This window comes from Achromobacter xylosoxidans (assembly GCF_002192695.1).
In the GTDB taxonomy this organism is placed as follows: Bacteria; Pseudomonadota; Gammaproteobacteria; order Burkholderiales; family Burkholderiaceae_B; genus Achromobacter; species Achromobacter xylosoxidans_C.
The window spans coordinates 18468-36444 of sequence record NZ_MTLG01000003.1 but is presented as its reverse complement, the minus strand read 5'-3'; the positions used below and the strand labels follow the sequence as shown (position 1 = coordinate 36444).

At 66.6% G+C, this 17977-nt stretch carries 19 protein-coding genes; 11 read left to right on the top strand and 8 right to left on the bottom strand.

Translation table 11 applies throughout. The features are described from left to right. Positions 1-46: 46 nt before the first annotated feature. Entirely contained in the window at positions 47-1210 is a 1164-nt protein-coding gene (locus tag BRO63_RS01440; protein WP_088138209.1) for an ABC transporter substrate-binding protein, read from the bottom strand. A 174-nt stretch (positions 1211-1384) separates the two neighbouring features. Between BRO63_RS01440 and BRO63_RS33870 the strand changes: the two genes are divergently transcribed. From BRO63_RS33870 to BRO63_RS01410, 6 genes are all read left to right on the top strand, one after another. Then, entirely contained in the window at positions 1385-1567 is a 183-nt protein-coding gene (locus BRO63_RS33870; RefSeq protein WP_143218578.1) for a hypothetical protein, read from the top strand. Between the two features lie 11 nt (positions 1568-1578). Then, a complete protein-coding gene (locus BRO63_RS01430; protein ID WP_088138207.1) occupies positions 1579-2073 on the top strand; it encodes a MarR family winged helix-turn-helix transcriptional regulator in 495 nt (164 codons plus the stop codon). Between the two features lie 50 nt (positions 2074-2123). Beyond that, the gene (locus tag BRO63_RS01425; protein WP_088138206.1) at positions 2124-3143 is read left to right on the top strand and encodes a hypothetical protein; all 1020 of its coding nucleotides are present in this window, start codon (positions 2124-2126) and stop codon (positions 3141-3143) included. A gap of 99 nt (positions 3144-3242) precedes the next feature. After that, entirely contained in the window at positions 3243-4469 is a 1227-nt protein-coding gene (argJ, locus tag BRO63_RS01420; protein ID WP_088138205.1) for a bifunctional glutamate N-acetyltransferase/amino-acid acetyltransferase ArgJ, read from the top strand. 22 nt (positions 4470-4491) lie between these two features. Beyond that, entirely contained in the window at positions 4492-5358 is an 867-nt protein-coding gene (locus BRO63_RS01415) for an ATP-binding protein (protein ID WP_059373992.1), read from the top strand. Further along, positions 5351-6313, top strand: coding sequence for a Nudix family hydrolase (locus tag BRO63_RS01410; RefSeq protein WP_088138204.1), 963 nt, complete (start codon positions 5351-5353; stop codon positions 6311-6313). The genes BRO63_RS01415 and BRO63_RS01410 overlap by 8 nt, the downstream gene beginning before the upstream one ends. Before the next feature lie 98 nt (positions 6314-6411). On the opposite strand, the gene BRO63_RS01405 is transcribed toward BRO63_RS01410, so the two are convergent. Then, a complete protein-coding gene (locus BRO63_RS01405) occupies positions 6412-7605 on the bottom strand; it encodes a low temperature requirement protein A (RefSeq protein ID WP_088138203.1) in 1194 nt (397 codons plus the stop codon). 497 nt (positions 7606-8102) lie between these two features. Here BRO63_RS01405 and vapC point away from each other — a divergent pair, with 497 nt between their 5' ends. Further along, positions 8103-8513 carry a type II toxin-antitoxin system tRNA(fMet)-specific endonuclease VapC gene (gene vapC, locus BRO63_RS01400; RefSeq protein WP_088138202.1) on the top strand — a complete coding sequence of 137 codons (411 nt, stop codon included), beginning with the start codon at positions 8103-8105 and terminating at the stop codon, positions 8511-8513. An 81-nt stretch (positions 8514-8594) separates the two neighbouring features. Here vapC and BRO63_RS01395 read toward each other — a convergent pair whose 3' ends face one another. The 5 genes from BRO63_RS01395 to BRO63_RS01375 all read right to left on the bottom strand — a co-directional run bounded on the left by BRO63_RS01395 (position 8595) and on the right by BRO63_RS01375 (position 12916). After that, a complete protein-coding gene (locus tag BRO63_RS01395; RefSeq protein ID WP_054459254.1) occupies positions 8595-9335 on the bottom strand; it encodes a branched-chain amino acid ABC transporter ATP-binding protein in 741 nt (246 codons plus the stop codon). A 1-nt stretch (position 9336) separates the two neighbouring features. Further along, complete coding sequence (locus BRO63_RS01390) at positions 9337-10044, bottom strand: ABC transporter ATP-binding protein (protein WP_054459256.1); 708 nt, start codon at positions 10042-10044, stop codon at positions 9337-9339. Positions 10045-10058: 14 nt separating this feature from the next. After that, the gene (locus BRO63_RS01385; RefSeq protein ID WP_088138201.1) at positions 10059-10940 is read right to left on the bottom strand and encodes a branched-chain amino acid ABC transporter permease; all 882 of its coding nucleotides are present in this window, start codon (positions 10938-10940) and stop codon (positions 10059-10061) included. 9 nt (positions 10941-10949) lie between these two features. Beyond that, entirely contained in the window at positions 10950-11942 is a 993-nt protein-coding gene (locus BRO63_RS01380; protein ID WP_088138200.1) for a branched-chain amino acid ABC transporter permease, read from the bottom strand. A gap of 89 nt (positions 11943-12031) precedes the next feature. Next, the gene (locus tag BRO63_RS01375) at positions 12032-12916 is read right to left on the bottom strand and encodes a LysR family transcriptional regulator (RefSeq protein ID WP_088138199.1); all 885 of its coding nucleotides are present in this window, start codon (positions 12914-12916) and stop codon (positions 12032-12034) included. Positions 12917-13078: 162 nt separating this feature from the next. Between BRO63_RS01375 and BRO63_RS01370 the strand changes: the two genes are divergently transcribed. Both BRO63_RS01370 and BRO63_RS01365 read left to right on the top strand, forming a co-directional pair. After that, a complete protein-coding gene (locus tag BRO63_RS01370) occupies positions 13079-14311 on the top strand; it encodes an amino acid ABC transporter substrate-binding protein (protein ID WP_088138198.1) in 1233 nt (410 codons plus the stop codon). 64 nt (positions 14312-14375) lie between these two features. After that, entirely contained in the window at positions 14376-15794 is a 1419-nt protein-coding gene (locus BRO63_RS01365; protein ID WP_088138197.1) for an amidase, read from the top strand. Between the two features lie 65 nt (positions 15795-15859). On the opposite strand, the gene BRO63_RS01360 is transcribed toward BRO63_RS01365, so the two are convergent. Beyond that, the gene (locus tag BRO63_RS01360) at positions 15860-16768 is read right to left on the bottom strand and encodes a LysR family transcriptional regulator (RefSeq protein WP_088138196.1); all 909 of its coding nucleotides are present in this window, start codon (positions 16766-16768) and stop codon (positions 15860-15862) included. 147 nt (positions 16769-16915) lie between these two features. Here BRO63_RS01360 and BRO63_RS01355 point away from each other — a divergent pair, with 147 nt between their 5' ends. Further along, positions 16916-17689: an SDR family oxidoreductase gene (locus tag BRO63_RS01355; protein ID WP_088138195.1), complete on the top strand. Its 774-nt coding sequence runs from the start codon at positions 16916-16918 to the stop codon at positions 17687-17689. A gap of 10 nt (positions 17690-17699) precedes the next feature. Then, positions 17700-17969 (top strand): hypothetical protein, encoded by a 270-nt coding sequence (locus BRO63_RS01350; RefSeq protein ID WP_088138194.1) that lies wholly within the window; start codon positions 17700-17702, stop codon positions 17967-17969. Positions 17970-17977 lie beyond the last annotated feature (8 nt).

Here is a 17977-nt window from a genome sequence, read left to right as displayed (position 1 = left end):
AGGCATGCCCCCTTGAGGGGGAAGCGCGCAGCGCTTCGGGGGTGGGCTATAGCTTGCACTCGCCGACGTAGACGTCCTGGTACTTGTCGAACACCTTGCCCACCAGCTTGTTGGTGATGCGGCCGCTGCCGTCCTTGTCGACGACGCGCAGGTAATAGGACTGGATGGGATAGTGGTTCTTGCCGTAGGTGAAGCTGCCGCGCACCGAGGGGTAGTCGGCTTTTTCCAGCGCGCGCACGATGGCTTCGCGGTCGGAGGCCTTGCCGCCGGCCTGCTTGACGGCGGCGTCCATGGCCATGATCACGTCGTAGGCCTGGGCGGCGTACACCGAGGGGTAGCGGCCGTTGTATTCCTTGCGGAAGGCTTCGACGAAGGTCTTGTTCTGCGGCACGTCCAGGTCATGCGCCCACTGCGCCGTGTTGTACATGCCCAGCATGGGCTCGCCCACGGCCTGGATCACGTCCTCGTCGGCTGAGAAGCCCGGGCCGATCAGCTTGACGCTCTGCGACAGGCCGGCCGAGACGAACTGCTTGACGAAGTTGATGCCCATGCCGCCCGGCAGGAAGATATAGACGGCGTCCGGCTTGGCGGCGCGGATCTGCGCGATTTCCGCCGCATAGTCGATCTGGCCGAGCTTGGTGTAGACCTCGTCGCCCGGGGCGGTCTTGTAGCCGCGCTTGAAGCCGTTCAAGGCATCCTTGCCCGCCGGATAGTCCGGGGCCATGATGAACATCTTCTTGAAGCCGCGGTCCGCCGCGACCTTGCCGGCCGCTTCGTGGAAGGCGTCGTTCTGATAGGAAGTGCCGAACCAGTACGCATTGCACTGCGAGCCGGCGAACTGGCTGGGGCCGGGGTTATTCGACAGGTACGGCACCTTGGCTGCGAACAGCGCGGGACCGACGGCCAGCGCCACATTCGAACCGATGGGACCGGTGAAGAAATCGACCTTGTCGCGCTGGATGTAGCGCGTCACCAATTGGCGGGCCTGGTCGGGGTTGCCGCCCATGTCGGTCTGCACGAATTCGGCGGGCTGTCCGCCCAGCTTGCTGCCCAGTTGCTTGATGGCCAGGTTGAAGCCGTCGCGGGCTTCCGCGCCCAGCGCCGAGAACGGGCCGGAGATATCGTTGGCGATGCCGACCTTGATGGTGTCGGCGCTGGCCAATGCCGGCACCAGGGCGGCGGCGGCCAGAAGGGAAGTGATCAAACGCATGGTGGTGTGCTCCGTGCGCGAGCCCGCGCAGAGGGTGTTCTTTTTTGAAATCGCGATTCGAAAGACTTCGTGCAGCACAGCCAAGGCTGGCGTGCTTCATAGTTTAGGTTTAAAGTATTCGGCAAAACAAGTCTAGGGTTTTTACCAAAGGGTTTTTACTAATAAGCTACCGCCATGGCTACCCTCCACCAAAACTATGAAAGCGGCGTGCCCAATACCCGGCACGACGTTCGCGCGACAGTACCCGACATCCCGCCGATACTCAAGAAGCGCGCCGATGGCTACGCCAATGCGCGTATGCCGATCCGCGCGATCCTTGATCAGAAGCATCTGGCGCCCGCCCCTCATTCCCGGTAATTTCCATAGCCATGACCGACACTCCCGACCTGGAATCCCGCGCCGCGCCCGACGACCATCATGCGCTGCGCCTGTGGCTGCGCATGCTGACCTGCGCCAATCTCGTCGAAAGCGAGATCCGCAGCCGCCTGCGCAATGAATTCGACACGACGCTGCCGCGCTTCGACCTGATGGCGCAATTGCAGCGCGCGCCCAAGGGCATGAAGATGGGCGAGCTGTCGCGCCACATGATGGTCACCAACGGCAACATCACCGGCATCACCGACCAGCTCGAAAAGGAAGGCCTGGTGGTGCGCACCAAGGTCGAGTCCGATCGCCGCAGCTCGCTCATCAAGCTCACGCCGCTGGGCAAGAAGAGCTTCGCCCGCATGGCCCGCGCCCACGAATCCTGGGTCAAGTCCATGTTCGGCGATCTGCCCGAAGGCACCCGCAACGCGCTATTCCAGGCCCTGGGCGAACTCAAGCTGCAAGTGGTGGCGACCCGCTCCGAATCCGCCAAGACCTGAGCGCCCGTCCGCGCCGGTGAGCGCCTGCGGATTGGCGCATAATTGCCGCCATGATTCCGGTTTCCCTTCCTGGCGGTAATTTCTACGTGCTGATGGCAGCTTCGCTGGCCTGCCTCGCCACGCTGCTGACCTGGCTGGCCGTGCTGGCCACCACCTCCAGCGCCCGGGAATGGCTGGGCGGCCACCGGCGCGGCGGCGCCATCCTGATGGCGTTCCTCGCCATCGTTGGCGCCATCTTTCCCTATCAGCAGTTCAGCCTGTGGTTCTCGGCCCGGCAAAGCGCCCAGGCCGAGGCAGAGCGCAAGACCGTGCTGGCCCAGTCCACCCAGCTGGCGGGCGTGGAGATGCCGGCCGGCACCGTGCTCAGCCTGGCCAAGCCGGGCGATCTGGCTTCGTTCGATCTCGCCGTCTTCCCCGAAACCCACCCCGCCTCCATCCAGGGCGTCGCGGCCACGCGCATGTTCCGCTACCCGGCCAGCAGCAAGCAGGCCGAGACCCTGTCGGTGGAGATCGCGCGCGACCAGGCGCAGGACGGTTGGCTGTGCGCGCATGGGCATCGCCTTGAATTCGTGCTGCACGATGGCCGTCCACGCTTTGCCAGCTGCCACCTGGCCATCGGCAACACCCTGAACCAGCAGCCCGTGCCGCCCGGCGCCTGGCTGAAGGTCGTCAATGGCGGCGCCGCCGACGCGCCGCGCTGGCTGCTGCGCACCGAAGGCAGCGAGGCGCTGGAGGTGGCTCGCATGCCCATGCTGAAGGTGGACATGCAGCTGGACAGCCAGCGCCGCATGCTGGATTTCGAGGGCCTGCTGGCCCGCGAAACCGTGCTGGGCGACATGACCTACCCGCCCGGCACCCGGGTGCTGGCCGCCAACGCCCGCCTGCCGGGCGTCCAGCCGGGCGACCTGCTGTTCTCGCCGTCGCGCGGGCGCTCGGCGCGCCGCGCGGGCGGCGAGGACGTGCCGGCGGGCAAGTCGGTGCTGCAAGCGCCGGACGGCGCCGTGCGCAGCGTGCTCAGCAACCGCGAGGCCGGCGTGCTGGACGTGGCGGCCATGCGGATCGGCCCCTGACCGGACGCTGTCCCAATCCGGTGGGATAATACGAAGCTTTCCCCCGCGCGCCGCCTCGCCTGGCGGCGATTCCGTCCTGCTCATACATGAGACGAAGTCATGGCCGTTAATCTGCAGATCCCCTCCGAGTCCGAAATTTTTCCTGTTGCCGGCGTTGAAATCGGCGTTACCGAGGCCGGCATCCGCAAAGCCAACCGACGCGACCTGACCGTGTTCCGCTTCGCGCAGGGCACCAGCGTGGCCGGCGTATTCACGCGCAACCGCTTCTGCGCCGCGCCGGTGCAGGTCTGCCAGGCTCATCTGGCCGCCGGCGGCCCGATCAGCGCCCTGGTCATCAACACCGGCAACGCCAACGCCGGCACCGGCGAGGAAGGCCTGCAAAAGGCCAAGGACACCTGCGACGCGCTGGGCCAGCTGCTGGGCGTGCCCGCCGCCGAAGTCCTGCCCTTCTCCACCGGCGTCATCCTGGAGCCGCTGCCGCTGGACCGCCTGGTCGCCGGCCTGCCCGCCGCCATCGCCGACCTGGGCGCCGACCACTGGTTCAGCGCCGCCCACGGCATCATGACGACCGATACCCTGCCGAAGATCTCTTCGGCCCAGGTCCAGATCGACGGCAAGACCGTCACCTTCACCGGTATCAGCAAGGGCGCCGGCATGATCCGGCCCAACATGGCCACCATGCTGAGCTTCCTGGCGACCGACGCCGGCATCGCCCAGCCGCTGCTGTCCAAGCTGGCCGGCGAAATCGCCGACGCCTCGTTCAACCGCATCACGGTCGACGGCGACACTTCCACCAACGACTCCTTCATCATCGCCGCCACCGGCAAGTCCGGCGTCGAAGTGAATGCCGAGTCCGATCCGGCCTACGCCGCCGTGCGCGCAGCCCTGACGGCGGCCGCGCTGGAACTGGCCACCAAGATCGTGCGCGACGCCGAAGGCGCCACCAAGTTCATGACCATCCGCGTCGAGGAAGCCGGCACCACCGAGGAAGCGCTGAAGGTGGCTTACGCCGTGGCCCATTCGCCGCTGGTCAAGACCGCCTTCTTCGCCTCGGACCCCAACCTGGGCCGCATCCTGGCCGCCGTGGGCTACGCCGGCATCGACGACCTGGACGTGTCCAACATCCGCCTGTGGCTGGACGATGTATTGGTGGCCAAGAACGGCGGCCGCAACCCCGCCTACCAGGAAGCCGACGGCCAGCGCGTCATGAAGCAGGCCGAGATCCAGGTGCGCATCGCGCTGGGCCGCGGCCAGGTCAGCGACACCGTCTACACCTGCGACTTCTCGCACGAATACGTGTCGATCAACGCCGACTACCGCTCCTGATCCGAAACTTCCGGGACTTCACGTGACCGCAACCGAGTTCTCCACCCTTATCCAGCGCGCCGAACGCGTGCTGGCGCAGCTGGAAGCCTGGCTTCCGCCCGCAACGCCCGAAATCGACTGGACCGCCCATGCCTACCGCTGGCGCAAGCGCGGCGCCCGCGGCTGGCTGGACGCCGTGCGCCACGTGGCGCGCATCGACATGGCGGACCTGCAGCACATCGAGCGCCAGAAGGGCATCATCGACCGCAACACGCTGCAGTTCCTGGAAAAGAAGCCCGCCAACAACGTGCTCATGACCGGCGCCCGCGGCACCGGCAAGAGCTCGCTGGTCAAGGCCATGCTGGCCGCCTACGGCGAGCGCGGACTGCGCCTGATCGAGGTGGACAAGTCCGACCTCGGCGATCTGGCCGACATCGTCGAACTGGTCGCCTCGCGCCCCGAACGCTTCATCGTCTTCTGCGACGACCTGTCGTTCGAGGAAGGCGAGGCCGGCTACAAGGCGCTGAAGTCGGTGCTGGACGGTTCGGTGTCGGCCTCGGGCGACAACGTGCTGATCTACGCCACCTCCAACCGGCGCCACCTGATGCCGGAATACATGAGCGAGAACCTGGCGGCCAAGCACCAGCCCGACGGCGAGATCCACCCCGGCGAAACCGTCGAGGAAAAGATCTCGCTGTCCGAGCGCTTTGGCCTGTGGCTGTCGTTCTATCCGTTCAAGCAGGACGACTACCTGGACATCGTCTACCACTGGCTGCGCGAACTGGGTTGCCCTGAAGCGCAGATCGAGCCGTCGCGCACCGAGGCGCTGCAATGGACCATCGAGCGCGGCTCGCGTTCGGGCCGCGTGGCGTACCAGTTCGCGCGCGACTGGGCAGCCCGTCATGTCTGAAAAGATCGTCGACGTCGCCGCCGGCCTGATCCTGCGTCCGGACGGCATGCTGCTGCTGGGACAGCGCCCCGAAGGCAAGCCCTGGGCTGGCTGGTGGGAACTGCCCGGCGGCAAGCTGGAACCGGGCGAAACCGTGCTGCAAGCGCTGGCGCGCGAACTGCAGGAAGAAATCGGCATCCGCGTCACGCAGTCGCGCCCCTGGGTCACCTATGTGCACGCCTACCCCCACACCACGGTGCGCCTGGCGTTCTGCCACGTCACCGGCTGGGAAGGCGAGCCGCGCAGCCTGGAGAACCAGCGCCTGGAATGGGTAAACCCCGCGCAGGCGGCATCGGTGGGCGATCTGTTGCCCGCCACCCTGCCCCCCCTGCGCTGGCTGCAATTGCCTACGTCCTACGGCATCAGCTCCGCGGGTTCGCGGGCGGGCGTGGCAGCCTTCCTCGGCCGGCTGGAAGCCGCGCTGGCGCGCGGCGTAAAGCTGGTGCAGCTGCGCGAACCGCAATGGCCGGACGGCGTGGCCTCCCCTTCGCTGCATGAAGTGCTGCAGCAGGTGCAGAAGCGCTGCCGCGCCGCGGGCGCCCGGGTGCTGGTCAACAGCGTCCATCCCGCCGCCTGGTGGCGCGAGGCCGACGGCGTGCATCTGCGCGCGGCCGATGCCGCCAGGCTCACTGCGCGCCCTGAACTCCCCGCAGGCGCGCTGGTCGGCGTATCCGCGCACGACAACGACCAGGTCGTCCACGCGCGTGAACTTGGCGCCGACTTTGCGGTGTTGGGTCCGGTGCTGGACACGCCCAGCCACCCCGGCGCGGCGACGCTGGGTTGGGAAGGTTTCGTCGCAGGCAATCGCGACGCCGGCATCCCTGTATTCGCACTGGGCGGCCAGTCCACCCAGACCGTGTCGCAGGCATTGCGCCACGGCGCGCATGGCATCGCGGGGATACGCGGGCTGATCTGAGCCGCGCGGCGGCTTTGTGGAAAGCCGCCGCCTGCCAGCTCCGCGGGAGCATCCAACGGCCCCCTCTGCGGCGGCCTCCGGCCCTCACAGGATTGACGCTACTCCGCGATTCCTTGCGGAACGCCGGCATGCGCCCTGCGCCGCGACACGCTCTCCCAAGCCGCCACCAGAATCATGATCAAGGTGGTCAGGCCGCCCACCATGAGGTTGTCGGTCACGAAGGCAATCGGCGCCAGCACGGCCAGCAGCACCAAGCCCGCCACGTGCGACAGCGGGAAGCGGCCATAGACCACCGTCTTGTAGATACCGTTGCCTATCAGGTAAAGCGCCGGGCCGCCTATCAGCGCGGCAGCCGCCGGCATGGCGATGTGCCCGTCCGGATGCAGGATGACCAGCTCGTTGGCCACGGCCGACACGATCACGCCGGCGATCAGGATGACATGCACATAATGGAACCAGGCGCCGATGCGGCCTGGATCGTCGCTATGCACGATGGCCTCGCTGCCGTCGCGGCTGCTGGTGTCGAAATACACCCACCACATGGCGGCCGTGCCCAGGAAGGCCACGAGCAGCGCGATCAATGCGGGCGCGCTCCAGCGCTCCAGACCCGCTAGCGTGGCGCCGGTGATGAGCAGGGTTTCGCCCAGCGCCACGATGACGAACAGCTGGCAGCGCTCGGCCAGGTGGCCGCCCTCGATGGTCCACTCGCGGGTCGCGGATCGCCCCAGGCCGGGGAAACGGAAGCCGATCATGGGCGATAGGTATTCGCAGGCCACCGCCAATGCCCACAGCGCCAGCCGCGTGCCGTCCTGGGACAGTCCGCCGGCGATCCACAAGACCGCCGACACGCACAGCCACGCCAGCATGCGGCGGAAGTTGGGCGCCAGCGGATGCGCGGGTCCCAGGTGCAGCACGATGAACAGCGTGCGCCCCACCTGGATCAGCGCGTAGCTGACGGCGAACACCAGCCCGGTGGCGCCAAACGCGCCCGGCAGGGCGGCGCCAAAGACCAGGCCGGCCAGCATCACCGCAAACAGCATGACGCGCATGGGCACGGCGTCAGGATCGAACCAGTTGGTGACCCAGCAGGTGTATTGCCAGCCCAGCCAGACGGCGAACCACAGCACCAGGGAATGGAGCGCGCCCATCAAGGTCAGATCGTGCAACAGGCTGTGCGAGATCTGGGTGACCGCGAAGACGTACACCAGGTCGAAGAAGAGTTCGACGAAGGTGACGCGGGCTTCGTGGCCGTCGCGGCGGCGCAGCAGGTTGGCGCTTGCGAGAAAGGTCATGGCATGGGCCTCGCCTTGGGGATGGTGGCGCAGCCAGATTAGCGCAAGGCAGGTCGTGCCGGATCGTCAAAGAATGCAAAGCCTGGCGGGCGTGGCGGCGGCGCCACGCGCCGGATACGCCCGGCCTGACCAGCCGCTCGTAGCAGCACAAAACCCGGCCCAGGCCGAACAAGGCTGGCAGCGACTTGCGGTAAGCCGTCATAGGCGGGCCACCTGTGGCGCGCTATAAACGACGGGTGCCATACATCTACCGAGGAGAACGCCATGAAATCAGCATCCGTCTGCAAACCACATCATGGCCGCCCAGCAAGCCAGCGCAAAACCACCGCCCCGCCTGCCAGCCCGGCACTGGGATACGTCATCGCCATCAACCAACGGCCTGCGCCAGTACCAGCGCAGACCGACAGGTCCTGGGACGCCTGGTTCGCAGGCGAGTCGGTTACGTCCGATTTTCTCAACGACCGCGATCAGCCCATGGACAGAGCAGGAGGCCGCTCATGCCGCTGAAGTTCGTGCTCGACACGAACACCTGCATCTTTGCCATCAAGAACAAGCCAGACGCAGTGCAGCAGGCGTTCAACCGGCGGCAGGGCCAGCTGTGCATCAGCGCGATCACCGCCATGGAACTCGCCTATGGCGCTGAAAAGTCCGCCGCGCCCATACGCAATCATGCCGTTGTCGACGGTTTCCTGAAGCGCCTGGAAGTGCTCGACTATGACCACGATGCGGCAGCAGATTCCGGTCAGCTTCGCGCCGAACTGGCGCGCGCCGGAACCCCTATTGGCCCCTACGACGCCATGATCGCCGGCCACACCCGCTCCCGGGGCCTGGTACTTGTTACCAACAACACTCGTGAATTTTCCCGCGTGCCCGGGCTGCGGCTGGACGATTGGACGCTGAAACACTGAGCCTGGGCAGGCGTCCGCCGCCCCGCTGTCGTACCAGTGTCGTGCAAACGGCCGCCCTGATCCCTAGTTACTACCCCGTCGTCAATCAATCTTGTAATCCATCCACGACGCAACCATCTCGCGCAGCCCGCCGCCATCGTCGAAGGCCTCGCGCCCGCCCTCGGCCTTGTTGCGGCCCAGTTCCAGGATGTACATGTAGTCGGACACCTCGGCGCAGCGGCGCACGTTCTGGTCCACCAGCACCACCGTCATGCCTTCGTCGGCAAAGCCGCGGATCAGCGTGTAGATCTCCTTGGAGATCTTGGGTGCGAGCATGGCGGTGGGCTCGTCCAGCAGGATGACGGACGGCTCGATCAGCAAGGCCCGGCCGAACTCGACGAAGCGCTGCTGCCCGCCGCTCATGCTGGAGACGGGATCGTCGCGCTTCTGCGCCAGGATCGGGAAGCGGTCGTAGACCGAATCGATGCGCTGGCGCACGCGAGCCTTGTCCTTGCGGAACGGCCAGCAGCCCAGCAGCAGATTGTCATGCACCGACAGTTCGCCGAACAGGCTGCGGTGCTGCGGCACGAAAGCCACGCCGTTGCTGGCGCGCTCGTGCGAGGGCTGGGCGCTGATGTCCGCGCCGCGCAGCGTGATGCGGCCGGTGCGTGGCGGCAGGAAGCCGAACATGGTCTTCAACACCGTGGACTTGCCGGCGCCGTTGGGGCCGATGACGCCGGTCACCTTGCCCGCGCGCGCCTGGATGTTGACGTGGTTCAGGATGGTGATGTCGCCGTGGTAGGCCACGGTCACGTCTTCCAGCGCGAGTATCGACGTGCTCATGTCAGGCTCCCAGATAGGCTTCGACCACGCGGGGGTCGGCGCGCACTTGCTCGGCGTTGCCCTGGCTCAGGATGGCGCCTTCGTTCATGACGATGATGTGGTGGGACAGCTGGTAGATCGAGGTCAGGTCGTGCGACACCAGCACCACCGAGCAGTCGTGCTCTCCGGGCAGTTCGCGGATGACCGAGATCAGCAATTGCGCCAGCGCCGGATTGACGCCGGCGAAGGGCTCATCCAGCAGCACCACCTTGGGCCGCGCCACCATGATGCGCGCCAGCTCCACCAGTTTCTGCTGTCCGCCGGACAGCTCCTCGGCGTAGTTGTGCCGCAGCCGGTGCAGCTCCACCTTGTGCAGCCAGTATTCGGACTGGGCGTAGCGTTCGTCGGCGCTGCGGCCGGTCTGCTGCTGCGCCACTTCCAGGTTGTCCAGCAGGGTCAGTTGGCGGAAGATGCGCGGCACCTGGAAGGTGCGGCCCACGCCCAGCCGGGCGACTTCGTGGATCTGCTTGCCGGCAATGTTCTGGCCGTCGAGTTCGATGCGGCCCTCGTCCGGCGTGTAGATGCCGTTGATGCAGTTGAGCATGGTGGTCTTGCCCGACCCGTTCATGCCGATGACGCCCAGGATGGAGCCGCGCGGCACGTCCAGGTCCACGCCTTGCAAAGCGACCAGCCCGCCGAAGCGCTTCTTGAGATTGCTGACTTTCAACATGTGTCCGGCTCCTGTTAGCGCAGCGCCTGGCGGCCGAAGAGTCCGCTGGGCCGGATGAAGATGGTGGCGACCATGAGCGTGAAGCCGCAGGTGGTGGCGATGGAAGGATTGAAGAACACCACCGATACCTGCTCCGTGACGCCGAACAGCAGCGCGCCGACCAGGGCACCCACCGGATGGCCCAGGCCGCCCAGCACGATGACGATGAAGCCGATCAGCGTGTAGTCATTGCCCATGAACGGCGAGAACGCGGGGAACACCATTGCCACCAGCACGCCGCTGGCGGCGGCCAGGCCTATGCCCAGCCCGAAGGCCACGGCCGACAGGCGTTCGGCATTGATGCCCACGATGCGCACGGCGTCGCGGTTCATGATGATGGCGCGCAGCGCCTTGCCCAATTGGGTGCGGTACAGGAACACCGTCAGCGCGCCGATGATGGCCAGCGCGATGACCAGCGCCAGCAGGCGCACGGTGGGGATCAGCACCGGCCCGAACTTCAGGAACACGGGCTCGATTTCATAAGGCAGCGAGCGCGCGTCGGCGTCGAACACCAGCAGCATGATGGCGCCCAGCATGATGGACACGCCGAACATCAGCAGCAGCGAGCTGATCTCGGGATCGTCCGCCTTGGACAAGCGCGGAATCAGCACGAAGTACAGCAGGTAGCCCGCCAGGAAGAACGCAGCGAAGGCCAGCGGCAGCGCCACCAGCGGATTGATGCCGGCGTACTCCATCAGATAGAAGGCAAAGTACGCGCCCAGCACCAGGAATTCGCCGTGCGCGAAGTTGACCACGCGCAGCACGCCGAAGATCACGTTCAGCCCCACGCCGATCAGGCCGTAGATGGCGCCCAGGATCAGGCCGTTGATCAGCCCTTGGATAATCAGTCCGGTCATGGCGGTTCCTCAGGCGATGTAGCGGCGCAGTTGCGGCTTGCGTTTGATCAGGCTGCCGACGATGCCGCGCGGCAGGAACAGCATCAACAGCACGATGATCAGGCCCAGCAGCAGCAGGTTCACCACCGGGAATTTCTGCCAGATCATGTGGTCGATGCCCAGGAGCGCCAGCGTGCCGACGACCGGCCCGAGAATGGTGCCGAAGCCGCCCGCCATCGCGTAGATGATGCTCTTGGCGGTGATCAGCACGTGGAAGGCGTATTCCGGATCGACCACGTTCGTGTACCAGGCCTCGATGCCGCCGGCCAGCGCCGGGAACAGCGCGGCCAGCAGCCAGGCCTTGAGCCGGGTGTTGGGCACGTGGATGCCGACGCAGGCGGCGGCGCCGTCGTCGTCGCGGATGGCCTTGAGCGCGCGGCCCAGGCTGGACACGGACAGCCAGGTGACGGTGGCCAGGGTCGCGCCCATCACGGCCAGCATGGCGTAGTAGCTGTGCGTGGGGTTGTTGGCGCTGGACAGGATGATGCCCATGCTGCCGCCAGTGAAGGACTGCGGCAGATTGGAGATGATCAGCTTGACGATGGTGGCCAGCGCCAGGCTCACGATGCCGAAGTACACCCCCCGCAACCTCAGCGTGGGCGCCAGCAGCAGCGCGATCGCCACGCCCACGCCGCCCGCCGCCAGCAGCGACGGCAGGATGGGCCAGCCCAGGATCTTGTAGCAGATGCCGGTGGCGTACGAACCCACGCCGTAGAACACTACGTAGCCGAACGGCAGATAGCCGGTGAAGCCGACGCAGATGTTCATGGCGCTGGCCATGGTGATCCACAGCATCAGGTAGAACGCGAACGAAATGTTCGACGTGGCCATGGGGATCAGGGCCAGGCCGGCGGCCAGGGCGGCAAAGACGATGACGGCGATGCGGGTGCGCAACCGCAAGGCGCGCTGATCCTGCGCGCGATGCGAGGCGGCGCCCGCCGCCAGGACGGGACTGCTGCTCATATGTCTTCCTCCGGGCCGTTTCCGGGTTGGACGGCCGCTTTATTTGGAGGCGATTATGAACAGTTCAAACCATAACTGCAAGTTAAGGACTAACCCTTATTTTCGGCAGGAAAGGCCTCGGCAAGCACCCCGCGCAGCTCCTTGATGAACTCCAGCGCGATGGCCGAGGGCTCGCGGTTGCTGGCATAGACAGCCGAAATATTCAGGGGAATGCGCTCGGCCAGCGGCACGATGACCACGTCCGGCATGGTGTTCTGCATGACGGTGAATTCATCCACGATGGCGATGCCCACCCCGGCGTTCACCAGGGCGCAGGCCAATTGGCTCCAGGGCACGTCGGCGCACATGCGGCACGGCAGGCCCGCCTGCTCGAAAGCGCCCAGCACCAGCATGCCGAAGGGCATGCGCGTGCCCACCACGATGTGCGGATGCGGCGACAGATCGGCCAGGCTGACCTCGGCCCGAGCCGCCAGCGGATGCGCCTTGGGTATGGCGGCCACCATCTTCCCCACGTGCAGCGGCTGGGACATCAGGAAGGGATGATCCGCCTGCATCACCACCAAGCCCAGCTCGGCCTCGCCCTGCAACACGTCGGTGATCAGCGTGGGCAGCGCTGTCGTGTTCAGCCGCAGCAGCAATTCGGGACGGCGCTGCTGGAAGCGTGCCACGGCGCGCGGCACCAGGAACTGGGCCAGACTGGGAATGGACGCCAGCCGCAGCACCCCCGTACCGTGTTCCGCCAACGCGTCGGCCAAATCATTGACGCGCTGCATCATGCGCTGCGTTTTCTCGATTTCCTCAAACAGGCTCTGCACTTGCGAGGTCGGCCTGAGCTTGCCGCGAACCCGCTCGAAGAGCGTCACGCCCATGGCTTTTTCGGTATGCGCCAGCATCCGGCTGACCGCCGGCTGGGAAATATTCAGCAGCCGGGCGGCGCCACTGATGGACCCGGCCATGACGATGGCCCACAACATTTCGGTCTGTCGGTAATTCAATTTATTCAAGGCGTGCGCTCCATGCCTATTTGTTATACGCTATCTCGCATGTTGAGCAAACATTGCCCAACATCTGGCCAGTGTCCGATGGTTCGCCACGGAACGCGGGGCCGCATACCAAAAACGATAGGAGACCTCCCCATGCACGCTAGACCCTGGCTGTCCCGCTTACCGGCGCTGGCCCTTGCCGTCGCCGCCCTGACCCCTGCCCTGGGCGCCGCCCAGACCTCGGACAAGATCCGGGTCGGCATGACCGTATCGTCGACCGGCAGTTTCGCGCTCGCCTCGCAGTCGGGCGTGCGCGGCGTCGAACTGTGGGTCGACGACGTCAACCGCCGCGGCGGCATCGAAGTCAAAGGCAAGAAATACCCCGTCGAGCTGGTCAAGCTGGACGACCGCAGCGACAAGCAGATGGTGACCCGCGTTTACGAACGCCTGATTGTCGATGAAAAAGTGGATCTGGTGTTCGCGCCCTTCGGCTCCACGCTGACCGCCGCGGCCGCCACGGTGACCGAGCGCCTGGGCAAGTATCTGATGGTCTGGTCCGCCGCCAGCGACGACCTGTACAAGCAGGGCTTCAAGAACATGGTGTCCGGCACGCAGATGCCGGTGTCGGCGATGCTGCGCGCCAACATGGAGCTGGCCGCCAACCAGGGCGTGAAGAAGGTCGCCATCCTGTATTCGGACGAACCGTTCCCGGCGGGCCTGGCCGAAGGCGGCAAGGAGCAAGCGGCCAAGAACGGCATGCAGGTGGTGCTGTTCGAGAAGTACCCCAAGGGTCAGAAAGACTTCAGCACCATTCTGCAGAAGGCCCGCGCGGCCGGGGCCGAGGCGCTGGTGCCGACCTCGTACGAGGGCGACCTGATCAGCATGACGCGCCAGATGAAGCAGCTGGACATCAACTTCCCGTATGTCTTCATGGTCTACGCGTCCACGCCGCAATTCCAGGCCATCGGCGCGGATTCCAACTACATCTACAGCCACACCAACTACCACCCCGCGATCAACTGGAAGGTCAACGCCGGCATGACGCGCGAGCAGTTCGCCGCCGCCTATGACCAACGCTTTCCCAAGGCCGAGTTCCCGCCCGATTTCCAGACGGCGCTGGCCTACGGCGCGGGCGCGCTGACCGAGGAGATCGTCAAGCAGGCAGGCTCGACCGACGCGGCTGCGCTGAAGAAGGCCTCGCTGGACCTGTCGGGCAAGCTCACCGTCATGGCCGGTCCCTACGCCATCGACGAAACGGGCAAGCAGCTCCTGATGCCCTTCCCCGTGGTGCAGCTGCTGCCGGGCAAGGGCATGGTCCCGGTCTGGCCGGCCGACGTGGCCACGCAAAAGCCGGTGTACCCCGCCCCCGACTGGAACAAGCGCTGATCGCGCAAGCAGGAAGGCGGCGCGCGGCAGCCCGCGCGCCGCGCTGACATCACCCGAGGAAAACATGTCTGACATTGCATTTGCCACGCTCGGCGAACTTGCGCAAGGCCTGGCCGAAGGCCGCTACAGTTCGGTGGAGCTGGCGCGGCACTACCTGGACCGCATCGACCGCGCCAACCCGGTGCTGGGCGCCTACGTCAGCGTCGACCGCGAGGGCGCGCTGCGCCTGGCCGAGGCCGCCGACGCGCGCCGCCGCGCCGGCTACGGCCTGCTTGGTCCGCTGGACGGCCTGCCCGTGGCGGTCAAGGACCTGTGCGACATCGAAGGCCAGATCACCACGGCCGGCTCGCAAGCCTGGCGCGAACGGCGCAGTGAAACCACGGCCACGGCCGTGACCCGCCTGCTCGACGCCGGCATGGTGGTGCTGGGCAAGACCCACATGGTTGAATTCGCCTTCGGCGGCTGGGGCACCAACCCCGTCATGGGCACCCCGCGCAATCCCTGGGACCTGGTGCGAGCCCGCATTCCCGGCGGCTCATCCAGCGGTTCCGGCGTGGCGGTAGCCGCCGGCCTGGCGCCCGCCGCGCTGGGTTCGGACACTGGCGGCTCGGTGCGGATTCCCGCGGCGCTCAACGGCATCACGGGTCTGAAGACCTCGCGCGGACTCATCAGCCTGTACGGCGCGGTGGCGCTGTCCCACACGCTGGATTCCATTGGCCCGCTGACCCGCGACACGCGCGATTCGCTGCTGCTGACCGCGGCCATGTCCGGCCCCGACCCGCGCGATCCGGTGACGCGAGGCGTACCCGCCTATCGCTACCGCGACCCGCGCGCGGGCGCAAAGCCGCTGGCCGGCGTGCGCATCGCCCTCATGCCTCAGGCGCAATACCCCATCGCCATCGACGCGGCGGTGCAGGGCGCGCTGGACGACACGCGGCGCGCGCTGGCGGACCTGGGCGCGGAATGCGTGGAAGCGCCCTTCCCCTTCGATTTCCACGACATGATGCTGCGCAACGGCCTGATCATCGCCGCTGAAGCCTACGCCCAGCACCGCGACTACATCGAGGACGACAGCCTGCCGCTGGGCCGCTATGTGCGCGCCCGCGTGCTGGGCGGCAAGCAGATCAGCGCCGCCGACTACGTGCTGGCGCTGCAGGCCCACGCCCGCGCCTGCGAAGCGTGGCAGGACTGGATGCGCGACTACGACGCGGTCCTGGCGCCCTGCCTGCCGTTTGCCGCCTGCCCGCTGGAAGACGTGGACGAGGCAGCTACGCCGCTGGCGGCCTTCACCCGTCCTGGCAATTACGTCAACGCCTCGGGCCTGGCGCTGCCCGCCGGCTTTTCCGCGGACGGCATGCCCATCGGCGTGCAACTGCTGGGGAAAGCCAACGGCGAAGACGCGCTGGGCCGTATCGGCATGGCCTTCCAGGCCGCGACCGACTGGCACCTGCGGCGTCCGGATCTGTCTGCGATCCAGTTGTAGGCCAACGGTTCCAAACCCCGCGCCAGCAAGGCCGGCCCGTCAGCGCGACGGCCGGCTTTTTTCGTTCAACCCAGGCCGCAAGCCGGCCGCAGCAACGCTTCCAGCCAGTCCGCGAACACCTGCACCCGCCGCGATGGCGACGGCCGCTGCGGATAGAGCAGCGTCATCGGCATGGGCGCGGGGCGGTGGTCCGGCATCACTTCGACCAGTTCGCCCGCGGCGATCTGCGGCTGCACGTCGTAGGCCGGAATCTGGATCAGGCCCAGGCCCGCGACGCAGCTGGCGATATAGGCTTCGGCGCTGTTGACCGTGACCCGCCCGCGCAAGGGCACGGTCCGGGACACACTGCCGTCCAGCCATTCCCAGGGCGCCAGCCGGCCGCTGGACGGCGAGGCGTAGTTCACGCAGACATGCCCCGCCGCCAGGTCGTCCGGCGCCACCGGCACGCCATGGCGCGCCAGGTAGGCCGGGCTGGCGACATTGATCAGTCCCAGCATGCCTATGGGCCGCGCCACCAGGCCCGAGTCCGGCAGCACGCCGACCCGCAGCACGCAGTCCACGCCTTCCTCGATCAGATTGACGGCACGGTCCGTCACGCCCAGCGTGACGTCGATCTGCGGATAGGCCTCCAGGAACGCCGGCAGCGCCGGCGCCACGATCAGGCGGCCCACGCGTCCGGGCACATCCACGCGCAGCATGCCGCTGGGGCCGACCGAGGTATGGCGAAAGAGGTTCTCGGCCTCTTCCATGTCGGCCACCAGGCGCAGGCAGCGCTCATAGAAAGCCGCGCCCTCCTGCGTGGGCGCCACTTGCCGCGTGGTGCGGTTCAGCAGCCGCGCGCCCAGCCTGCCCTCCAGCTCCTGCACGGCGGCGGACACCGTGGAGCGCGGCAGACCCAGCGTGTCCGCCGCGCGCGAGAAGTTCGCGCACTCGACCACGCGGGCGTAAACCCGGAACAGGTCTATGCGGTCCATGGGGCGGATGGCTCCTGCAAGGGCTGGCCTCACTGTTCGTAATTTCTGGATAGAGATACCAGAAATAGTAGTTTTATGCGTATTTTGTGGAATATATCATCGTCTGCACTAGGGCTTGCATCCGGCGGCCCGATAGCGGAGAGGACCATGGCAGACCACGGAATCAAAGGCAAAACCGTCATCATCGCGGGCGGCGCTAAGAACCTGGGCGGCTTGATCGCACGGGATCTGGCGCAGCAAGGCGCGCGCGCGGTGGCGGTGCATTACAACAGCGCGGCCACCAAGGCCGATGCGGAGGCGACGGTCGCCGCCGTCAAGGCCGCCGGCGCGCAGGCCGTCGCCTTGCAGGCCGACCTGAGCTCGGCCGGCGCAATGGAAAAGTTGTTCGCCGATGCGGTGGCCGCGGTAGGCCGGCCGGACATTGCGATCAATACCGTCGGCAAGGTGCTGAAGAAGCCCTTCACCGAAATCACGGAAGCGGAATACGACGAGATGGCCGCGGTGAACTCGAAGTCCGCCTTCTTCTTCCTGAAGGAAGCCGGCCGCCACGTCAACGACAACGGCAAGATCTGCACGCTGGTGACCTCGCTGCTGGGTGCGTTCACGCCCTTCTATGCCGCCTACGCCGGCACCAAGGCGCCCGTGGAGCACTACACCCGCGCCGCCTCCAAGGAGTTCGGCGCGCGCGGTATTTCCGTGACGGCGGTAGGTCCCGGCCCCATGGACACGCCGTTCTTCTATCCGGCCGAAGGCGCCGACGCGGTGGCGTACCATAAGACTGCGGCCGCCTTGTCGCCGTTCTCGAAAACCGGGCTGACCGATATCGAGGACGTGGTGCCCTTCATCCGCTTCCTGGTGTCGGACGGCTGGTGGATCACCGGCCAGACGGTGCTGATCAACGGCGGCTACACCACCAAATAGGAGCGGCGCCATGCACGTACTGTTGACCATCGTCGGAGGCCTGCTGCTGCTGGCCGTGTTTGCGCTGTTCGGCAAGCAATGGGGCGGCGACGCCGCCGGCTCGATCGCCGCGGCCAAGCTGTTCCTGCCCGCGTGGCTGCTGATGGCCATCGTCAACATGTGGGTCGGCGTCACGCGCGCCGGCTACACGGTGCGCGAGGAACTGCCCATCCTGCTGCTGGTGTTCGCCGTGCCCGCGGCGGCGGCCTGGCTGGTCATCGCCTTCCTGCCGCGCGCGTAAAACGCTAG